This is a genomic window from Agrobacterium sp. 22-226-1 (assembly GCF_053522345.1).
Map to the genome: position 1 here is coordinate 16144 of NZ_JBNWCP010000016.1, position 17274 is coordinate 33417.

Sequence of the window (17274 nt, forward strand, 5' to 3'; positions counted from 1 at the left end):
TGAGAGCGGGATTTAAAGGCGAAGACCGCTCATCTTTTTCGCCATCCCGCTCGCGGATGGCGATGTCTGCCGCACAGGGATCGTGAATGCTGCGTTTTCTTTCCCGACATAGCGACACGCCTGAACTGCGCAGCGCCAATCACCTTCTCAGACTGCCGCGCTACGGCGATTTCAAGCAATGGCACGTGCTGCGCTCCGAAAGCCGGCAGTTTCTTCAGCCCTGGGAGCCGACCTGGCGGCCGGACGAGCTGACGGAAGGCGCCTTCCGCATGCGCGTGGTGCGCAACGGCCAGGAATTTTCCTCCGGCACCGCCGTTTCCTTCCTGCTATTCGAGAAAGAGACGCTGCTGGTCGGCGGCATCACCATCGGTTACATCCGCCGGGGTGCGGCGCAAAGCTGCATGATCGGATACTGGATCGGCGAGCGGCACGCCGCCCAAGGCCATATGTCTGCCGCATTAAAATTGGTAATACCATACATCTTTAACGGACTTCAGTTGCACCGTATCGAGGCAGCCTGTATTCCGGAAAACTTCAAAAGCATCCGGCTTCTCGAAAATGCCGGGTTCCAGCGGGAAGGCCTCCTGCGGGAATATCTGAAAATCAATGGCCAATGGCGGGATCATATGATGTTTTCCCTTCTTGCCGACAAGCAAAGCTCCGGCGGAACGAAGTACGATACATGACCTACAATCACACTGCGCCTTGCCTTGCGAAACGTCTGGCGGCAATCGCGCTGGCTGCGCCGTTTTTCCTGCTTTTCCTGCTTTTCTCTTCCTATTCCTACGCCTTCGAGCCGGTGAAGATTTCCCGTGACGACACGGCGCTCGACCTGACGGCCACCACCGATATCTATGCCAATCAGGGCGAAGCCTTTCAGGTCTCGACCGCGCCCGGCCCCGACGGCATTCGCCGCCGTATCGAGGTGCGCGCCAGCTCCACCGACCATCAGGGCGACTGGGCGGTTTTCGCACTCGCCAACGTCTCCGAAGAGCAGCTGGAGCGCGTGATCGTCGCGCCGCATTTCCGCCTCGTCAATTCCAAGCTGTTCTGGCCCGATCTCGGCTCGCAGCGCATCATGGCGATTACGCCGAGTGAGGGCTTTGCGCTTGACCGGCAGCCGAGCCCGGATGCCGACGTGTTCCGCATCACGCTCAACCCCGGCTCCGTCATCACCTTCGTCGCCGAGCTTTCCACGCCGCAGCTGCCGCAGCTTTATCTGTGGGAGCCGGAGGCCTACAAGGACACGATCAACGCGTTTACGCTCTATCGCGGCATCGTGCTTGGCATTGCCGGCCTGCTCGCCGTGCTGCTCACCATCCTGTTCGTGGTCAAGGGAACCTCCGTTCTGCCGGCCTCGGCCGCGCTCGCATGGGCGGTGCTCGCCTATATATGCGTCGATTTCGGCTTCCTCGAAAAGCTCATCACCGTCACCTCAAGCGATCAGCGAATATGGAGGGCGGGCGCGGAAGTGGCGCTCGCCTCCAGCTTCGTGGTCTTCCTGTTCACCTATCTCAATCTCAACCGATGGCATGCGCATCTGGGTTATGCGACCTTTGCCTGGGTGGTGGGTCTGGCGCTGCTGTTCGGTGTGGCGATCTACGATCCCTCGGTCGCCTCCGGCATTGCCCGCGTGTCCTTCGCGCTCACCGCAACGGCGGGCATCGCACTTATCGTCTATCTCGGTTTCAACAAATATGACCGGGCGATTTTGCTCGTGCCCTCCTGGGCGTTGATCCTCGTCTGGCTGTTCGGCAGCTGGCTGACGGTGACGGGGCAACTGGACAACGACATCGTGCAGCCGGCCCTCGGCGGCGGGCTGGTGCTGATCGTGCTGCTGATCGGCTTTACCGTCATCCAGCACGCCTTTGCCGGCAGCGCCTATCAGCAGGGTCTGTTCTCCGACCTCGAACGCCAGTCGCTGGCCCTTACGGGCAGCGGCGATACCGTCTGGGACTGGGATGTGACGCGTGACCGTATCGTCACCACGCCCGACATTTCCAACCGGCTGGGGCTGGAACCCGGCGCCATGCACGGTGCGGCACGCAACTGGCTGCCGCGCCTGCACCCTGATGACCGCGACCGGTTCAAGGCGACGCTCGACGTGCTGCTTGACCATCGCAAGGGCCGCCTCAACCACGAATTCCGTATTCGCGCCGAAGACGGTCATTTCCACTGGCTGCAAATCCGCGCCCGCCCGGTTCTCGGCTCCAACGGCGAAATCATCCGCTGCGTCGGCACCATCACCGATATTACCGAGCAGAAGAATTCCGTCGAGCGGCTGCTTCAGGATGCGATGAACGACAATCTGACCGGGCTTCCGAACCGGCAGGTCTTCCTCGATCGCCTGCAATCGATCCTCAACCTCTCGCCCGATAGCGAGGGCGTGCGCCCGACGGTAATGGCGATCGATATCGACCGTTACAAGCTGGTCAACGATACGCTGGGCATCGCTGCCGGCGACAATATCCTCATTGCGCTGACCCGTCGTCTGCGCCGTCTTTTGAAACCGCAGGATACGCTGGCGCGTCTTGGCGGCGATGAGTTCGGCCTGATCCTGACCTCGGAGCGCGATCCGCAGCGTGTGGCCGATTTCGCCGATGCGGTGAACAAGGCGATCATGGTGCCGATCAATTTCGCCAATCGCGAAATCATCCTCACCGCCTCCATCGGCCTCGTTTCGTGGATCGACCAGCAGGAAAGTGCGGCCGGACTCTTGAGCGATGCGGAACTCGCCATGTATCGCGCCAAGCGCGCTGGCGGCAACCGCGTCGAGCCCTTCCGCCCCGCCTTCCGCACATCAGGCACCGACCGGCTGCAGATGGAAAGCGACCTTCGCCGCGCCATCGAGCGCAAGGAGCTGTCGCTGGCCTACCAGCCGATCGTCAAGCTCGACGATGGGGAGCTGGCCGGTTTCGAAGCGCTGATGCGGTGGGAGCACCCCAAGCGCGGCAATATTCCGCCGAGCGAGTTCATTCCGATTGCGGAGGCCTCCGGCCTGATCGAGCCGCTTGGCATGTTCGCGCTGGAACGGGCGGCGACCGATCTGATGGACTGGCAGCACGCCACAGAGAAGATGCCGATCTTCATTTCCGTCAATATTTCCAGCGCGCAGCTGCTGAACAATGAATTGTACAACGACGTGCGCGGCATGCTGACCCGCACCCGTTGCAATCCGCAGCAGTTGAAGCTGGAACTGACGGAATCCGTGGTCATGGAAAACCCGGAGCAGGCGCGGCTGGTGCTTTCAAAGCTCAAGGAAACGGGCTTAAGCCTCGCCATGGACGATTTCGGCACCGGCTATTCGTCGCTCGCCTATCTCACCCGCTTCCCCTTCGACACGATCAAGCTCGACAAGGCGCTGGTGGCCAATACCAGCGACAAACGCAACGTGCTCCTGCGCTCCGTCATCGCCATGGCGCGGGCGCTCGACATGCAGGTCGTGGCGGAAGGCATCGAGACGCCCGAGGATGCTGCCGAACTGGCGCGCATGAACTGCCATTTCGGCCAGAGCTTCCTGTTCGGCACCCCGGTTTCGGGCGATGCGGCACTGAAGCTTCTGCGGGAACGGTTCCAGCCGACGAAGCGGGCTTCGTAAGCGGAGTATTGCGGTACATGAAAGCGAGGGGGCGCAGTCTCCTCCTCAAATTCCACGTCATCCTCGGGCTTGTGTGGAGGATTTGTGGTTTACTGGATGCATCAGCCGGGCATCGCAAACCCGGCTGATGCATCCAGTAAACCACAAATCCTCCACACAAGCCCGAGGATGACGACGGAGAGGGCTAATGCTCCCCGGAACGTCTCGGATTTTTCAAACCTCACGTCGAATATTTACTGAACCACCATCGCCGGCTGTGCATCCGCCACCACCCTCCCATGCAGGAGGTCGTGAATGAATTCCATCTTCACCACCACCGGCGGTGTCAGCACGAAGGGATAGAGGTCCGCCTCCCCCATGCTGCGCTGGATAGAATTGATCGCGACGCTGAGCGGAATCCAGGCTTTGACGAGTTGTGCGGCGCTGCGGGCATTGTAGGGATCGAAAGTCACCTCCGCCGCCATTTCTTCATGCCCATCGGGATCGATGGCCACGCCGAAGGCGCGCGCCGTCTCCAGCGTATCGACGATATGCAGATAATGGGCGAAACACTCGGCGAAATCTTCCCAGGGGTGGACTGAGGCGTAAGAGCTTATGAAGCTTTCCTGCCAGTCGGGACGCGGTCCCTCTTCGTAGTTGCGTTGCAGCGCGGCGCCATAATCCTCGCTGTCGTCGCCGAAGACGGCGCGGCAGGCCTGCAGGCGGTTTTCATCCCGTACCAGCTTGTTCCAGATGAAGTGCCCCACCTCGTGGCGGAAATGGCCGAGCATGGTGCGGTAAGGCTCGTTCATGTTGGCGCGGACCTGTTCGCGGGTGGCATCGTCGGCTTCCGCGGCGCGGATGGCGATAAGGCCCTCATCGTGACCGGTCATGGCGGGAATGACGGAACCGTCAGGCGCCACCTCGTCCACCAGAAAATCGAAGACCAGCCCACCGGCGGGATCGGCATCGCGATTGGGATGCGGCAGGCCGAGCCGCAGGATCGAATAAAACAGATGCCGCTGCGCCTGGCTGATGCGACGCCATTGGGCGATGCCCTCATCCGTCGCGATATCCGGCACCAGGCGGTTGTGGCTGCAGGCCGGGCAGAAAGCGCTGTCGCTTTGCGCCGGCACTGACCAGTTGCAGATATCGTTCACTTCATTGGCACAAAACCGCACCTGTTTTTGCGGGTCCGCGACGATCTGCCAGTTCGGCTCACCCGCAGGCGCCAGCGCCTCCATGGAAAGCCGCTCCGGCACGAAGGCCAGACGATGACCGCAGGAAACGCAGAAACGATTGTCGAAATGGACCGGCTGGCCGCAGGATGCGCAGGAAAAAAGCTTCATCGATGAAACCCTTGCGATGGATCGGGTGGATGGAGGAAACATACGATGCCAACATGCACCGTAGACGACAGCTGAAAATCATTGACGCTCCTGCGCTCCGGGCTTACCCCCCTCTGTCCTGCCGGACATCTCCCCCTCAAGGGGGGAGATCGGCAAGACGCTCTTCCACCACTCCATTCTCAAGCATCGAGATGGGCGAGACCTCGCCTCAGGTCGATCTCCCCCCTTGAGGGGGAGATGTCCGGCAGGACAGAGGGGGGTAAGCCCGGAGCGCAGGAGCATCAATGATTGGCAACGGTCGCCTACGGTGGCCACTATGAAGGGCGTAACGGGCGACCGCCTTCGGAACATCCCAGACGACAAGAGCGCATGTGCTGTTACACATGCGCTCCGAAGCGCCGCATCGAAAGAGGCGCGACACCGTCAGACGGCATTACATGCGGTCGACGGCGCCCTTGACGGCGTCTTTCGCCTTGCCAACGCTGGTCTGTACCTTGCCCTTGGCTTCCTGGGCAGCACCCTTGGCGCGCAATTCATTATTGCCCGTCGCTTCGCCGACGTTCTTCTTCACTTTGCCAGCAACTTCATTGGCTTTACCGGCGATCTTGTCAGATGTGCTACCCATAATACTACTCCCTTGTTGAGCCGTACTTTCTGTCCGGCTTTCCGGGTGAGTAACGTCAGGGGTCGGGATTTGGTTCCAGCCAAAACGGGCGGGAATATGCAGGGGCTCAGGCGTGCCCGGCATCCGTCGAAAGCATGCGCGCATCGACGCCCATGAGCGCCAGCGCCCGCTCGTATTTATTGTCCAGCCCCCGGTCGAAGATCAGCTCTTCCGCAGCGGGGCAATTCAGCCAGCCATTATTGGCGATCTCGTTTTCGAGCTGGCCCGGACCCCAGCCGGCATAACCGAGCATCATGGTGGCCCTTTGCGGACCGCGGCCGTTGGAGATGGCGCGAACGATATCGAGCGTTGCCGTCAGCGAAATGTCATCGCTGACTGGAATGCTGGATTCGCTTAAATAATCATCCGAATGCAGCACGAAACCCCGGCCGGATTCCACCGGGCCGCCGCACTGGATCGGGAATTCGCGGGTGCGGTTGGGCAGCATGATGGCGTCGTTGCTGTCTACCAGCTTCAGGTGCAGCAGAATATCCGTAAACGTGATCTGCTGCGGCCGGTTGATGATGAAGCCCATGGCGCCGGCATCCGAATGGGCGCAGATATAGATCACCGAACGGGCAAAATTGCCGTCGTCCAGCCCCGGCATCGCGATGAGGAACTGACCATCGAGAAAGCCACGTTCGCGTTTGTCCATCAGGGTTGAAAAGCTCACCGGCGCCTCCAGCAGACCGCATTCCGTCGTTTAACGGAAAACGGCGTTCGCACTTCGACAAAGGACAGGATGCGGCATAGCGCCCGATCAATCAACCGAAAATGATGAACCGCACGAATTCGTAACTGGTCCGCCGGGCGATGTTGGGTTAGACGGAAAGCATGAGCGCCAGAATATTCTTTCGATTTTCACATTTCCGTTTTGCAGCGGCATTTGCCGCCCTACTTGGCGGTGCTGAAGCCGCCCAGGCCGAGATTACCGACTGGGCGAGAAGCGAAGGCGGCCAGATGCGCGTGGCGAGCCTTGCCATGGATGCCGACGGCGTGGTGCGCGGCGTGCTGCAGATCGAGCCGAAGGACGGCTGGATCACCTATTGGCGCGAACCGGGCGAAGCGGGCATACCGCCGCAGATCACGCCCGATCCGGCAAGCGGCGCAACGCTCACCACCATGGCCTATCCGGTTCCGAAGCTGATCGAAAACGGCGACATCACCGATATCGGCTATGACCACGCCGTCAGCCTTCCGTTTCAGCTGAAAGCCGCCGACCCGGCGGCAGGCGGGAAAATCGATCTCACCGCCTTCATCGGCGTGTGCCAGAACATCTGCATTCCCTTCGAGGCGAAGTTTTCAATCGAGCGCGGCAATGCGGGCGATGACGACCGCGAGGAACGGCGATTGCTGGAGGAGGCACGCGAAACGCTGCCCGAGGCGGCATCCGACGATTTCAAGGTGATCGATTTCCACATCACGCCCGACAAGACCATGCTCGGCGTGCAATTGCAGCTTCCGGAAAACGCGCCGAAGGAGACCGAAATCTTCATTGCCGGCCCCTCTGGCTTTGCCTATTACGAGCCGCAGAACCTGGTGCGCGACAAGCGCAAGCTCTCCTTCTACATGAACATCAAGGGCCTGCCGAAAACCTATCAGGTGCAGGGCAATAGCTGGCCTATCCTGGTCAAATCCGGCGACCGGGCCATGGAAACGATGCTGAATTTTCCAAAGCCCTGATCGGTTCGGCGGTCACGTTTGAGCGGCCGCGTCTGCAATGGAATTTCCTGCGAAAACCGCATGACACGTTTCATTTGGTTGCTCTATAGTCGCGCGAACCGAACGGCTACAGGAGCACGGACATGACCATCAAGATCGGCGAAAAACTGCCTTCCGCAACTTTCAAGGAAAAGACGGCCGATGGCCCGGTGGAAACCACCACGGACGCGCTTTTCGGCGGCAAGAAGGTGGTTCTCTTCGCCGTTCCCGGCGCTTTCACCCCCACCTGCTCACTGAACCATCTGCCGGGCTATCTCGAAAACCGCGACACCATTCTTTCCAAGGGCGTTGACGATATCGCCGTCGTCGCCGTCAACGACTGGCACGTGATGGGCGCATGGGCGCAATCCTCCGGCGGTCAGGGCAAAATCCACTTCCTCGCCGACTGGGACGCCGCTTTCACCAAGGCGCTCGGCCTCGACGCCGATCTTTCCGCCGGCGGCCTCGGCGTGCGCTCCAAGCGTTATTCGATGCTGGTGGAAGATGGTGTGGTGAAGTCGCTCAACGTGGAAGAAAACCCCGGCCAGGCAACGGTTTCGGCCGCTGCGGCGATGATCGAGCAGCTTTGACGTTAAGAAGAAGGCCTCTTGGCCCTAGATGAGACGTCATCCTCGGCCCTGTGCCGAGGATCTAATCACGTCCAATTCAATCGAGACGTTGCAGATGCTCGGGACAGGCCCGAGCATGACGGAAGAGAGCGACGAGAAGCCGCTCTCTCAAACATTCATATCGAACACCAGAAGCCCGGCGAGACCGCCATCGGTGAGCGACACGAGACGTTCCCCCACTTCCATGTGCTTGGGATGGGCGAGATAGTCGTCGCGGGCCTCGGGGCTTTCCAGCGTCACGATGAAACCGTCGACAAAACCGCCATTCAGCCCTTCGGGTGAGACATTCTGGCCGTATTTCACATCGATGATGCCGGGTATCACATCCTTCAGGGCGGCAATCGCCTCAAATATTGCGTGTTTTTCAGAAGAGGCCGTTGCAGCCTTGAAGCGTAGAAATACACAATGCAGGATCATCCGGATTTCTCTCCTCCGTTGAGCGCTACCGGAGCGCCCCTTGACGACAAGATAGGTCGGGTTTCGGTTTTCACAACCCCCGATAACGGGGCCGCCAGCGCGGATTTGCCCGGTCCGAAATAGAGCAGGCTTCCATTACCGCCGTTTGAAGGGCTCCATGCCCTTTCGCGCCAACTCGTCGGCGCGCTCGTTTTCCGGGTGGCCGGCATGGCCCTTGACCCAGTGCAGGGTGACCTTATGGCGTTGCTGCGCCGCTTCCAGCGCCTGCCATAGTTCAACGTTCTTGACCGGCTTGTTATCGGCGGTTTTCCAGCCCTTCTTTTTCCAGCCGAAAATCCACTTGGTGATGCCGTCCTTCACATAGGAGCTGTCGGTATAAAGATCGACCTCGCAGGGGCTTTTCAGCGCATTGAGTGCTGAGATCGCCGCCAGCAGTTCCATGCGGTTATTGGTGGTCTCGGCCTCGCCGCCGGAGAGTTCCTTCTCCACTTCGCCGTAACGCAGCACGGCGCCCCAGCCGCCGGGACCGGGATTGCCGGAGCAGGCGCCATCGGTGAAAATATCGACATGTTTCATTCGCCCGCCAGCCCATATTCGGCGACAGTGGCGATGGAACGGTGGAACCGCAGCTTGCGCAGATATTCCAGCGGGTCCTTCTTGACCACCAGCGCGCCTTCCGGCGTCGTCAGCCAGTCATAGAGGCGGGTGAGGAAGAAACGCAACGCCGAACCGCGCGCCAGAAGCGGCAGGGCCTCAAGCTCCGCTGCGCTCAATGGGCGCACCGACTGGTAACCTTCCAGCAGCGCCTTGCCCTTGGTGACGTTGTAAGCGCCATCCTTTTCGAAGCACCAGGCATTGAGGCAGATCGACACGTCATAAGCGAGCAGGTCGTTGCAGGCGAAATAAAAGTCGATCAGGCCGGATAGTTCATCGCCGAGGAAGAACACATTGTCCTGGAACAGATCGGCATGGATGACGCCGGCGGGCAGATCCTTCGGCCAATGGGCGGCGAGATAATCGATTTCCGGGCGAATCTCGTCTTTCAGGCCCTTCTCCACCTCGTCGGCGCGCGCTTCGGACTTGTCCCAAAGCACCTTCCAGCCTTCGACGGAAAGCGCGTTCGGCCGCTTGATCTCGAACCCCTCGCCAGCCAGATGCGTGGCGGCGAGCGCCTTGCCGACTTCGCGGCAATGTTTCGCTTCCGGCTTTCTCAGCCACATGCCCTCGAGAAAGGAGATGAGCGCCGCCGGCCGGCCCGACAGCTCTCCCAGCAACTCGCCATCCTTGCGCGGCAGCGGCAAGGGGCAGGACAGGCCCTTGGCGGCCAGATGCTGCATGAGGCCAAGGAAGAAGGGCAGATCGGATTTCTCCACGCGCTTTTCATAAAGCGTGAGAATCAGCGGGTCTTTGGTCGTATGCAGCAGGAAATTGGAGTTTTCGACGCCTTCGGCAATGCCCTTGTAGGAGGTGAGGCTGCCGACGTCATATTGCGTGAGGAAATTCCTCAGATCATCTTCGGTGATGTCCGTATAAACTGCCAATTTCAAATCTCTTGATGAAGGATGGAGTGGAAATCTCGGGTGGAGATGACGCAGGTGGGACGGAAACCGCCCGCATTCAGCGCCATCCCGCTTCAGATACCGGCGGCGGTTTTCGGCGGCAGCGCATCATTGGCATTGCCGTTCACGAAAGCCATGTCGTCCGTCGTCAGCTCGATGCTGCGCAGCTCGCGATTGACGAGGAAATGTTCCGTTTCCTCCACCGTCACGGCGAGATCGAGCGTCGTATCGAAACGCGCCTTGAAGGCCTCGATGATCTCATCGACGATGACCTCCGGTGCGGATGCACCGGCCGAAAGGCCGACGGTGCGGATATTGCCGATTTCATTCCAGTCGATTTCCGAGGCCCGCTGCACCAGCACGGAGCGCTGTGCACCGGCCCGCAGGGCCACTTCCACAAGCCGCTTGGAATTGGAGGAATTGGGCGCGCCGACGACGATGAAGAGGTCGCAGCCGGGGGCCGCCTGCTTCACCGCATCCTGACGGTTGGTGGTTGCGTAACAGATGCTGTCGGCGGCGGGCGCCTGAATGGCCGGGAAACGTTCCTGCAGCCTGGCGATGACGCCGGCCGTGTCATCGACCGAAAGTGTCGTCTGGGTGACGAAGCCGAGATTTTCGCGGTCCGCCGGTTCATAACGGCCGGCGTCTTCCACCGTTTCGATCAGCGAGACCGTTCCTTCCGGAAGCTGGCCCATGGTGCCGATGACCTCGGGGTGGCCTGCATGGCCAATCAGCACCACATGGCGGCCGAGGCGCTGGTGGCGCATGGCCTGCTTGTGGACCTTGGAGACCAGCGGGCAAGTGGCATCGAGATAGAACAGATTACGCGCCTGCGCATCCTCCGGCACGGATTTCGGCACGCCGTGGGCCGAGAAAACCACCGGCTGCTCGCGGTGCTCGGCCGGAATTTCATGCAGTTCCTCGACGAAAACGGCGCCCTTGGCTTCCAGCCCTTCCACCACATAACGGTTATGCACGATTTCGTGGCGGACATAGACGGGTGCGCCATAGGCCTTCAGCGCCAGCACGACGATCTGGATCGCCCGGTCCACGCCCGCGCAAAAGCCGCGCGGTCCGCACAGCCTTATCGTCAAAGGGGGTTTGGAAACGGCGATGTTCATTCCAGCTCCTTGGCCTGCTCCTTGGGCCGTGCTTCATGGCCTTGCCCGACAAGCTGCCTTACCGGACGGGCTGCGCTTTATTCACCCTGCGCCTTACCGTTCCGGAAATAGGCAAAACCGGCGACGATGACAAGGGCCGCCGCCAACCCATACCACGTTATCGCATATTGCAGGTGATTGTTGGGCAAATCTATCAGCGTCACGCCACCCTGCGGCCAGCCGCCCGGGTTAGGCGCGTTGTCAGCATCCACGAAGAGGTGGACCAGCCGGTCGGGCGGGATATCGGCGCTGGAGGCCATGGCCGCCAGATCCTTCCAGTAGAAGATGTTCTTGGCGATATCGTTATCAGGCAGTAGCGAGGACGGTTTCGCGACCAGCGGCGCGCGCGAAAGGCCGGTGATCGTCACCTCGCCGGCAACCTGCCCGTCGGGCCGTTTGGCCGGTTCCTTCATCTCGAAGGGTACGAAACCGCGATTGACGAAAAGAATGCGGCCATCGGCAAGCGTCAGCGGCGTATAGATGTAATAGCCGGTTTGCCCCTGATGGGTGGCGAAGAAATGCCGCTCGCGGGCATGATCGAAGGTGCCGGAAAGGCTGACCGTGCGATATTCGATATCGCCGCCGCTTTTCGCGATCGCCTCTATGTCGGAGAGGGGCGCCGGGCTCGCGCTCCGCCGCTCCTCGATATCGGCAATCAGCGCCTCTTTCCAGTATAGACGCTTCACCTGCCAGGTGCCGAGCCCGAGAAGAATGGCAAGCGCCAGCAGCACCAGCGGCGCGGCGAACCAGACCCGCCTTTCCGCCGCCTTCATGTGGGAAACGTCATTCACGATCAAGCCTGCCTTCGCTTGCATTGTTGCGGTATTGCAGCGCAATCATGATCCCTTTCAGCTTGCGCAGCAGCACGAGGGAGACAATCACCGTAAACGGCAACCACAGCATCACATGCACCCAGACCGGCGGCGCAAAACGCTGATCGAACCAGAGCGCCAGCCCGACGACCAGAAAACCGACGATCAGCATGACGAAAACCGCCGGGCCATCGCCCGCATCGGCAAAACCGTAATCCAGCCCGCAGGCGCTGCAGGCGGGTTTTATGGTCAGAAAGCCGTCGAACAGCCTTCCGTTGCCGCAACGCGGGCAGCAGCCTTTGAGCCCGACCTTGATGGGATCGACCGGCGCGAAATTGCCGTTTGATGGTTCAGACATGACGACCTCCCGCGAAGTTGCCCAAAGCCCGAGGACGACAGCGAGCCTGTTGGAAGCGTGCTTCTAAACCATGGCAGTCATCTGTCGCTCGGCTTTGCTGCTTGTTTCTTCTCCCCGCCGGGGAGAAGGTGGCCCGAAGGGTCGGATGAGGGGGCCAGCTCTCGATCTATCTCCGACCTTGCCCCCTCATCCCGCTGCCGCGACCTTCTCCCCGGCGGGGAGAAGAAACACGTGGCACCCGCTCGCTCCACAGGATGCCTTGCTGCGGACCCAGTCCTCTATCCGACGCAATCAGCCGTGCAGCGGCGCGCCCCAGCCACCCCAGATATAGATGGCGAAGAACAGGAACAGCCAGACGACGTCAACGAAGTGCCAGTACCAGGCAGCCGCCTCGAAACCGAAATGCTGCTTGGGCGTGAAACCGCCGCCAACGGCGCGGAACAGGCAGACCAGCAGGAAGACCGTGCCGACGAAGACGTGGAAACCGTGGAAACCGGTGGCCATGAAGAAGGTCGCGCCATAGATCGAATTCTTGAAGTCGAACGGCGCGTGCATGTATTCGTAAACCTGCACGGTGGAGAACAGAACGCCGAGCGCGACGGTGAGCAACAGACCGGTGATCAGGCCCTTGCGGTCATTATGCAGCAGGGCATGGTGCGCCCAGGTGACGCAGGTGCCGGACAGCAGCAGAATGACGGTGTTGTAGAGCGGCAGGTGCCAGGGATCGATCACCTCGATGCCCTTGGGCGGCCATTGCCCGCCGGTATATTCGAGGCGCGACGCCTGAATGGCCTCGTGCGGGAAGAGGCTGGCATCGAAATAGGCCCAGAACCACGCCACGAAGAACATCACCTCCGAAGCGATGAACATGATCATGCCGTAACGCAGGTGAAGCGAGACGACGCGGGTGTGGTTGCCCTCATGGGCTTCCTTGATCGTGTCGGACCACCATGCGTACATGGTGTAAAGCACGATGACGAGGCCGATATAGAACAGCCAGGGATTGGCCAGTTCCGCGCCGAACAGCTTGAAGGAGCCGCCCGACAGGTAACGCATGTAACAGACGCCACCGAAGGTCAGGATGAAGGCGCCGATCGAGGCCAGAAGCGGCCAGGGGCTTGGATCGATAATGTGGTAGTCGTGGTTCTTTTGATGCGTATCTGCCATTGCGACAATCCCCGAATGTCTCTTCCCTGATCCGGCCTTCGATAAAAGGCCAGATCTCCTCTCACAATTTGCTTTCGCCAGATGAAGTCTTTACCGGCAAGGACGCAACCGGTTTTTCGGTTTTGGCCGGATAAAACGTATAGGACAGCGTTAAAGTATGAATGCTCTTGGTCTCGCGCGCCGTGGCGATGTCAGGATCGACGAAGAACACCACCGGCATCTCCAGCGTTTCACCCGGCTGCAGCGTCGTTTCGGTGAAGCAGAAGCACTCCACCTTGTTGAAATAGGCGCCGGCTTCCATCGGTGTGACGTTGAAGACCGCCGTGCCCGTGGTCGCCACGGGTGAACGGTTCGTCGCCTTGAACGTCACCTGCACCGTTTCGCCGATTTTCGGCGTGACCTTTTTGTCGACCGGCTGGAAATCCCAGTTAAGGCCGTTCGACGTATTGGCGTCGAAGGTGACGTTGATGGTCTTGTCGAGGATGACGTCGGAATATTGCTCGACGCGCTGGGTGGTGCCGTTATAGCCCGTGACACGGCAGAACAGCGTATAAAGCGGTACGGCGGCATAGGCCATGCCGATCATGGCGCAGAAAAACACGAGACAAAGCACGAGGATGGAGCGATTGCTCACCCGCTGCCTGCCGGTCCCTGCCGTCTGCGCTTCCATACTCGCCATCTCCTCCTCCTCTCCCCTCAATCAGCGCGTCAGTGCGAGCCGATCTTGATGATGGTGATGATGTAGAACAGCACCACCAGGCCGGCGAGCAGGACGCCGAGCGCGATGTTTCGCCCACGTCTCGATTTTTTCTGCGCCGCGCTCAGTTCCACCGTTTCCATCACAGGACTCCCGACATGACGGCCTTCAGGGCCGGCGCGAAATGATCGGCCAGAAGGCCGGAGAAAATCGCAAAAAGGTAAAGCACCGAATAGGCGAACATCTTCTTGGCCGGCAGCATCTTCTCGTCGCCCTCAGGCATGCGCCGGACATCGAGCGAACAGTAAACGAAGATCGCGCTCAGCACGGCGGCGAAAATGCCGTAGCCGGCGCTCGCAAGGCCGGTGAAATAAGGCGCGACGGCCGCGGCCGCGGTCAGCACCGCATAAACGATCATCTGGTTCTTGGTGGAGCGTTCGCCGACCACGTTCGGCATCATCGGAATGCCGACGGCGCCGTAATCGCGCATCTTGAACAGCGCCAGCGCCCAGAAATGCGCCGGTGTCCACAGGAAGATGATGAGGAACAGGATGATGCTGTCCAGCGAAACGCCGCCGGTGACGCAGGCCCAGCCGAGCATGGGCGGGAAAGCGCCGGCGGCGCCGCCGATGACGATGTTCTGCGGCGTCGAGCGTTTCAGCCACATCGTATAGATGACGGCATAGAAGAAGATGGTGAAGGCGAGCAGGCCGGCCGAGAACCAGTTGACCGCAAGGCCGAGAATGACCACCGAAAAGGCCGAAAGCGTCAGCCCGAAGGCCAGCGCCTCGCGCGGCGCGATGCGGCCGGACGGGATCGGCCGCCGGGCGGTGCGGCTCATCACGGCGTCGATATCGGCGTCGTACCACATGTTGAGCGCACCGGATGCGCCGGCACCGACGGCGATGCAGAGAATGGCGATGATACCGAGCACCGGGTTGATTTCACCCGGCGCCAGCACGAGGCCCGCAAAGGCCGTGAAGACGACGAGCGACATGACGCGCGGCTTCAGCAATTCGAAATAATCGCGCGCGCCGGCTTCCGAAAGTTCGGAGCCCTTCACGCCCAGCATGTCGCGATTGTCGATAATGCTCATTTCCTGTCCTGTTTCCTTCGAACGCCGCGTGAAGCGACGTCCCCTGCACCGGCCCGAAAACGAATGTGATTTCCGGCATGCGCGATGCGTCAATTCATGGGTCCCGAACGTCCTGGCATGAGAGGCGCCGGGCAAAACCGATGCCATTTTCCGGCTTTTCGCCGCACCATGCCGCCATTCGTCTGCGCTTGCATTTCATAAAGACCAGATTTGGCATTTATCACGTCCGGGGCATGTATCACGTCGGACGGCAGGCATCGCTTGGACAAAATGTCACGCGGCAGGAGAGACTGCCCGTTCGGGAAACGGCACGGACCGAACCGCGCCGTCCCTCATTTTCAGCGCCGGGAATTCGCAGGCCCTGCCCGCGCCTTCCGGCCCGCGCATCAGCGAATGCGCGGCAGCTGTTCCCACTGGTGGTAGGGCGGCGGCGAAGACAGCTGCCATTCGAGCGTCGTCGCACCTTCACCCCAGGGGTTGTTGCCGGCGATCCGCTTCTTTGCGAAGGCTTCCCAGACGCAGAAGAGGAAGATCAGCACGCCGACGGCCGAGATGTAGGAACCGTAGGAGGATACCATGTTCCAGCCGGCATAGGCATCGGGATAATCGATATAGCGGCGCGGCATGCCGGCAAGACCGAGGAAGTGCTGCGGGAAGAACACGAGGTTCACGCCCACGAACATGACCCAGAAATGCAGCTTGCCGAGGAATTCGCTGTACATGTAGCCGGTGATCTTCGGGAACCAATAGTACCAGCCGGCAAAGATCGCGAAGACCGCGCCGAGCGACAGAACGTAGTGGAAGTGCGCCACCACGTAATAGGTATCGTGCAGCGAACGGTCGAGACCGGCATTGGCGAGCTGGACGCCGGTGACGCCGCCGACCGTGAACAGGAAGATGAAGCCGATCGCCCAGACCATCGGGGTCGAGAAGGTCAGCGAACCGCCCCACATGGTCGCGATCCACGAGAATATCTTGATACCCGTCGGCACCGCGATGACCATGGTGGCGAAGACGAAATAACGCTGCGCTTCGAGCGACAGGCCGACCGTGTACATGTGGTGGGCCCAGACGATGAAGCCGACGGCGCCGATGGCGACCATGGCGTAGGCCATGCCGAGGTAACCGAAGACCGGCTTCTTGGAGAAGGTGGAGACGATGTGGCTGATGATGCCGAAGCCCGGCAGGATCAGGATGTAGACTTCCGGATGGCCGAAGAACCAGAACAGGTGCTGGTAAAGGATCGGGTCACCGCCGCCTTCCGGCGAGAAGAATGCCGTGCCGAAGTTGCGGTCGGTCAGAAGCATGGTGATGCCGCCCGCCAGAACCGGCAGCGAAAGCAGCAGCAGGAATGCGGTGACGAGGACCGACCAGGCGAAGAGCGGCATCTTGTGCAGCGTCATGCCCGGGGCGCGCATGTTGAGGATGGTGGTGATGAAGTTGATCGCACCGAGGATCGACGACGCGCCCGAAACGTGCAGCGCGAAGATCGCCAGATCCACCGCCGGTCCCGGCATGCCGCTGGTCGATAGAGGCGGATACATGGTCCAGCCGCCACCGACACCGTAGGCGCCCGCAGGGCCCTCGACGAAGAGCGAGAGAATGAGAAGGATGAAAGCCGGAACGATCAGCCAGAAGGAGATGTTGTTCAGGCGCGGGAAAGCCATGTCCGGAGCGCCGATCATGATCGGGATCATCCAGTTGGCGAAACCGCCGATCAGCGCCGGCATGACCATGAAGAAGATCATGATCAGCGCGTGCGCGGTGGTGAACACGTTGAACATGTGCTTGCCGCCATCGATGGCGGCGTCACCCTCAAAGCCGTAAACCATGGATGCCAGACCGTGGAAAATCTGGATGCCCGGCTCCTGCAGCTCCATGCGCATGACGACGGAAAGCCCGCCGCCGACGATACCGGCGATGATCGCGAAGATCAGGTAGAGCGTGCCGATGTCCTTGTGGTTGGTCGACAGGAACCAGCGGGCGAAGAAGCCCGGCGTATGGGAATGATGCGCATCATGCGAGTGATCGTCATGTGCGGAATGACCATGCGAGTGATGATCGTCGTGTGCGGAAGGTCCAGCCATT

At 60.6% G+C, this 17274-nt stretch carries 18 protein-coding genes; 4 read left to right on the forward strand and 14 right to left on the reverse strand.

Annotated features, from left to right (window positions below; translation table 11 throughout):
* Positions 1 to 86: 86 nt before the first annotated feature.
* On the forward strand, positions 87 to 686 hold the full coding sequence (locus tag ACQZ5K_RS22050; protein WP_003509108.1) for a GNAT family N-acetyltransferase: 600 nt from the start codon (positions 87 to 89) through the stop codon (positions 684 to 686).
* A complete protein-coding gene (locus tag ACQZ5K_RS22055; RefSeq protein WP_448741410.1) occupies positions 683 to 3598 on the forward strand; it encodes an EAL domain-containing protein in 2916 nt (971 codons plus the stop codon). The genes ACQZ5K_RS22050 and ACQZ5K_RS22055 overlap by 4 nt, the downstream gene beginning before the upstream one ends.
* Before the next feature lie 233 nt (positions 3599 to 3831).
* Here the strand turns inward: ACQZ5K_RS22055 and ACQZ5K_RS22060 are convergent, their stop codons facing one another.
* The 3 genes from ACQZ5K_RS22060 to ACQZ5K_RS22070 all read right to left on the reverse strand — a co-directional run bounded on the left by ACQZ5K_RS22060 (position 3832) and on the right by ACQZ5K_RS22070 (position 6263).
* The gene (locus tag ACQZ5K_RS22060; protein WP_448741411.1) at positions 3832 to 4926 is read right to left on the reverse strand and encodes a zinc-binding metallopeptidase family protein; all 1095 of its coding nucleotides are present in this window, start codon (positions 4924 to 4926) and stop codon (positions 3832 to 3834) included.
* Between the two features lie 433 nt (positions 4927 to 5359).
* Positions 5360 to 5551: a CsbD family protein gene (locus tag ACQZ5K_RS22065; protein ID WP_003521119.1), complete on the reverse strand. Its 192-nt coding sequence runs from the start codon at positions 5549 to 5551 to the stop codon at positions 5360 to 5362.
* A 106-nt stretch (positions 5552 to 5657) separates the two neighbouring features.
* Positions 5658 to 6263: a YqgE/AlgH family protein gene (locus ACQZ5K_RS22070; protein ID WP_003521117.1), complete on the reverse strand. Its 606-nt coding sequence runs from the start codon at positions 6261 to 6263 to the stop codon at positions 5658 to 5660.
* A 161-nt stretch (positions 6264 to 6424) separates the two neighbouring features.
* Here ACQZ5K_RS22070 and ACQZ5K_RS22075 point away from each other — a divergent pair, with 161 nt between their 5' ends.
* Positions 6425 to 7273: a protein-disulfide reductase DsbD domain-containing protein gene (locus tag ACQZ5K_RS22075; RefSeq protein ID WP_448741412.1), complete on the forward strand. Its 849-nt coding sequence runs from the start codon at positions 6425 to 6427 to the stop codon at positions 7271 to 7273.
* Between the two features lie 122 nt (positions 7274 to 7395).
* Positions 7396 to 7881, forward strand: a complete 486-nt coding sequence (locus tag ACQZ5K_RS22080) for a peroxiredoxin (RefSeq protein ID WP_003521115.1) — start codon at positions 7396 to 7398, stop codon at positions 7879 to 7881.
* A 147-nt stretch (positions 7882 to 8028) separates the two neighbouring features.
* Here ACQZ5K_RS22080 and ACQZ5K_RS22085 read toward each other — a convergent pair whose 3' ends face one another.
* The 11 genes from ACQZ5K_RS22085 to ctaD all read right to left on the reverse strand — a co-directional run bounded on the left by ACQZ5K_RS22085 (position 8029) and on the right by ctaD (position 17273).
* On the reverse strand, positions 8029 to 8337 hold the full coding sequence (locus ACQZ5K_RS22085) for a Dabb family protein (RefSeq protein ID WP_003521114.1): 309 nt from the start codon (positions 8335 to 8337) through the stop codon (positions 8029 to 8031).
* 135 nt (positions 8338 to 8472) lie between these two features.
* The gene (gene rnhA / locus ACQZ5K_RS22090) at positions 8473 to 8913 is read right to left on the reverse strand and encodes a ribonuclease HI (protein WP_196379533.1); all 441 of its coding nucleotides are present in this window, start codon (positions 8911 to 8913) and stop codon (positions 8473 to 8475) included.
* Entirely contained in the window at positions 8910 to 9878 is a 969-nt protein-coding gene (locus ACQZ5K_RS22095; RefSeq protein ID WP_448741413.1) for a homoserine kinase, read from the reverse strand. Before ACQZ5K_RS22095 ends, rnhA begins: the two co-directional genes overlap by 4 nt.
* A gap of 92 nt (positions 9879 to 9970) precedes the next feature.
* Positions 9971 to 11017, reverse strand: coding sequence for a 4-hydroxy-3-methylbut-2-enyl diphosphate reductase (ispH, locus tag ACQZ5K_RS22100; protein ID WP_448741414.1), 1047 nt, complete (start codon positions 11015 to 11017; stop codon positions 9971 to 9973).
* Between the two features lie 77 nt (positions 11018 to 11094).
* Positions 11095 to 11829, reverse strand: coding sequence for an SURF1 family protein (locus ACQZ5K_RS22105; protein ID WP_448737603.1), 735 nt, complete (start codon positions 11827 to 11829; stop codon positions 11095 to 11097).
* Positions 11830 to 11839: 10 nt separating this feature from the next.
* Complete coding sequence (locus ACQZ5K_RS22110) at positions 11840 to 12226, reverse strand: DUF983 domain-containing protein (protein ID WP_003521108.1); 387 nt, start codon at positions 12224 to 12226, stop codon at positions 11840 to 11842.
* 291 nt (positions 12227 to 12517) lie between these two features.
* Positions 12518 to 13393 (reverse strand): cytochrome c oxidase subunit 3, encoded by an 876-nt coding sequence (locus tag ACQZ5K_RS22115; protein ID WP_003521107.1) that lies wholly within the window; start codon positions 13391 to 13393, stop codon positions 12518 to 12520.
* A gap of 61 nt (positions 13394 to 13454) precedes the next feature.
* Positions 13455 to 14072 (reverse strand): cytochrome c oxidase assembly protein, encoded by a 618-nt coding sequence (locus ACQZ5K_RS22120; protein WP_448741415.1) that lies wholly within the window; start codon positions 14070 to 14072, stop codon positions 13455 to 13457.
* Positions 14073 to 14101: 29 nt separating this feature from the next.
* Positions 14102 to 14233: a hypothetical protein gene (locus ACQZ5K_RS22125; protein ID WP_003521105.1), complete on the reverse strand. Its 132-nt coding sequence runs from the start codon at positions 14231 to 14233 to the stop codon at positions 14102 to 14104.
* A complete protein-coding gene (gene cyoE, locus ACQZ5K_RS22130) occupies positions 14233 to 15186 on the reverse strand; it encodes a heme o synthase (protein WP_003521104.1) in 954 nt (317 codons plus the stop codon). Before cyoE ends, ACQZ5K_RS22125 begins: the two co-directional genes overlap by 1 nt.
* A gap of 386 nt (positions 15187 to 15572) precedes the next feature.
* Complete coding sequence (gene ctaD, locus ACQZ5K_RS22135; protein ID WP_003521103.1) at positions 15573 to 17273, reverse strand: cytochrome c oxidase subunit I; 1701 nt, start codon at positions 17271 to 17273, stop codon at positions 15573 to 15575.
* Between the last annotated feature and the right edge of the window lies 1 nt (position 17274).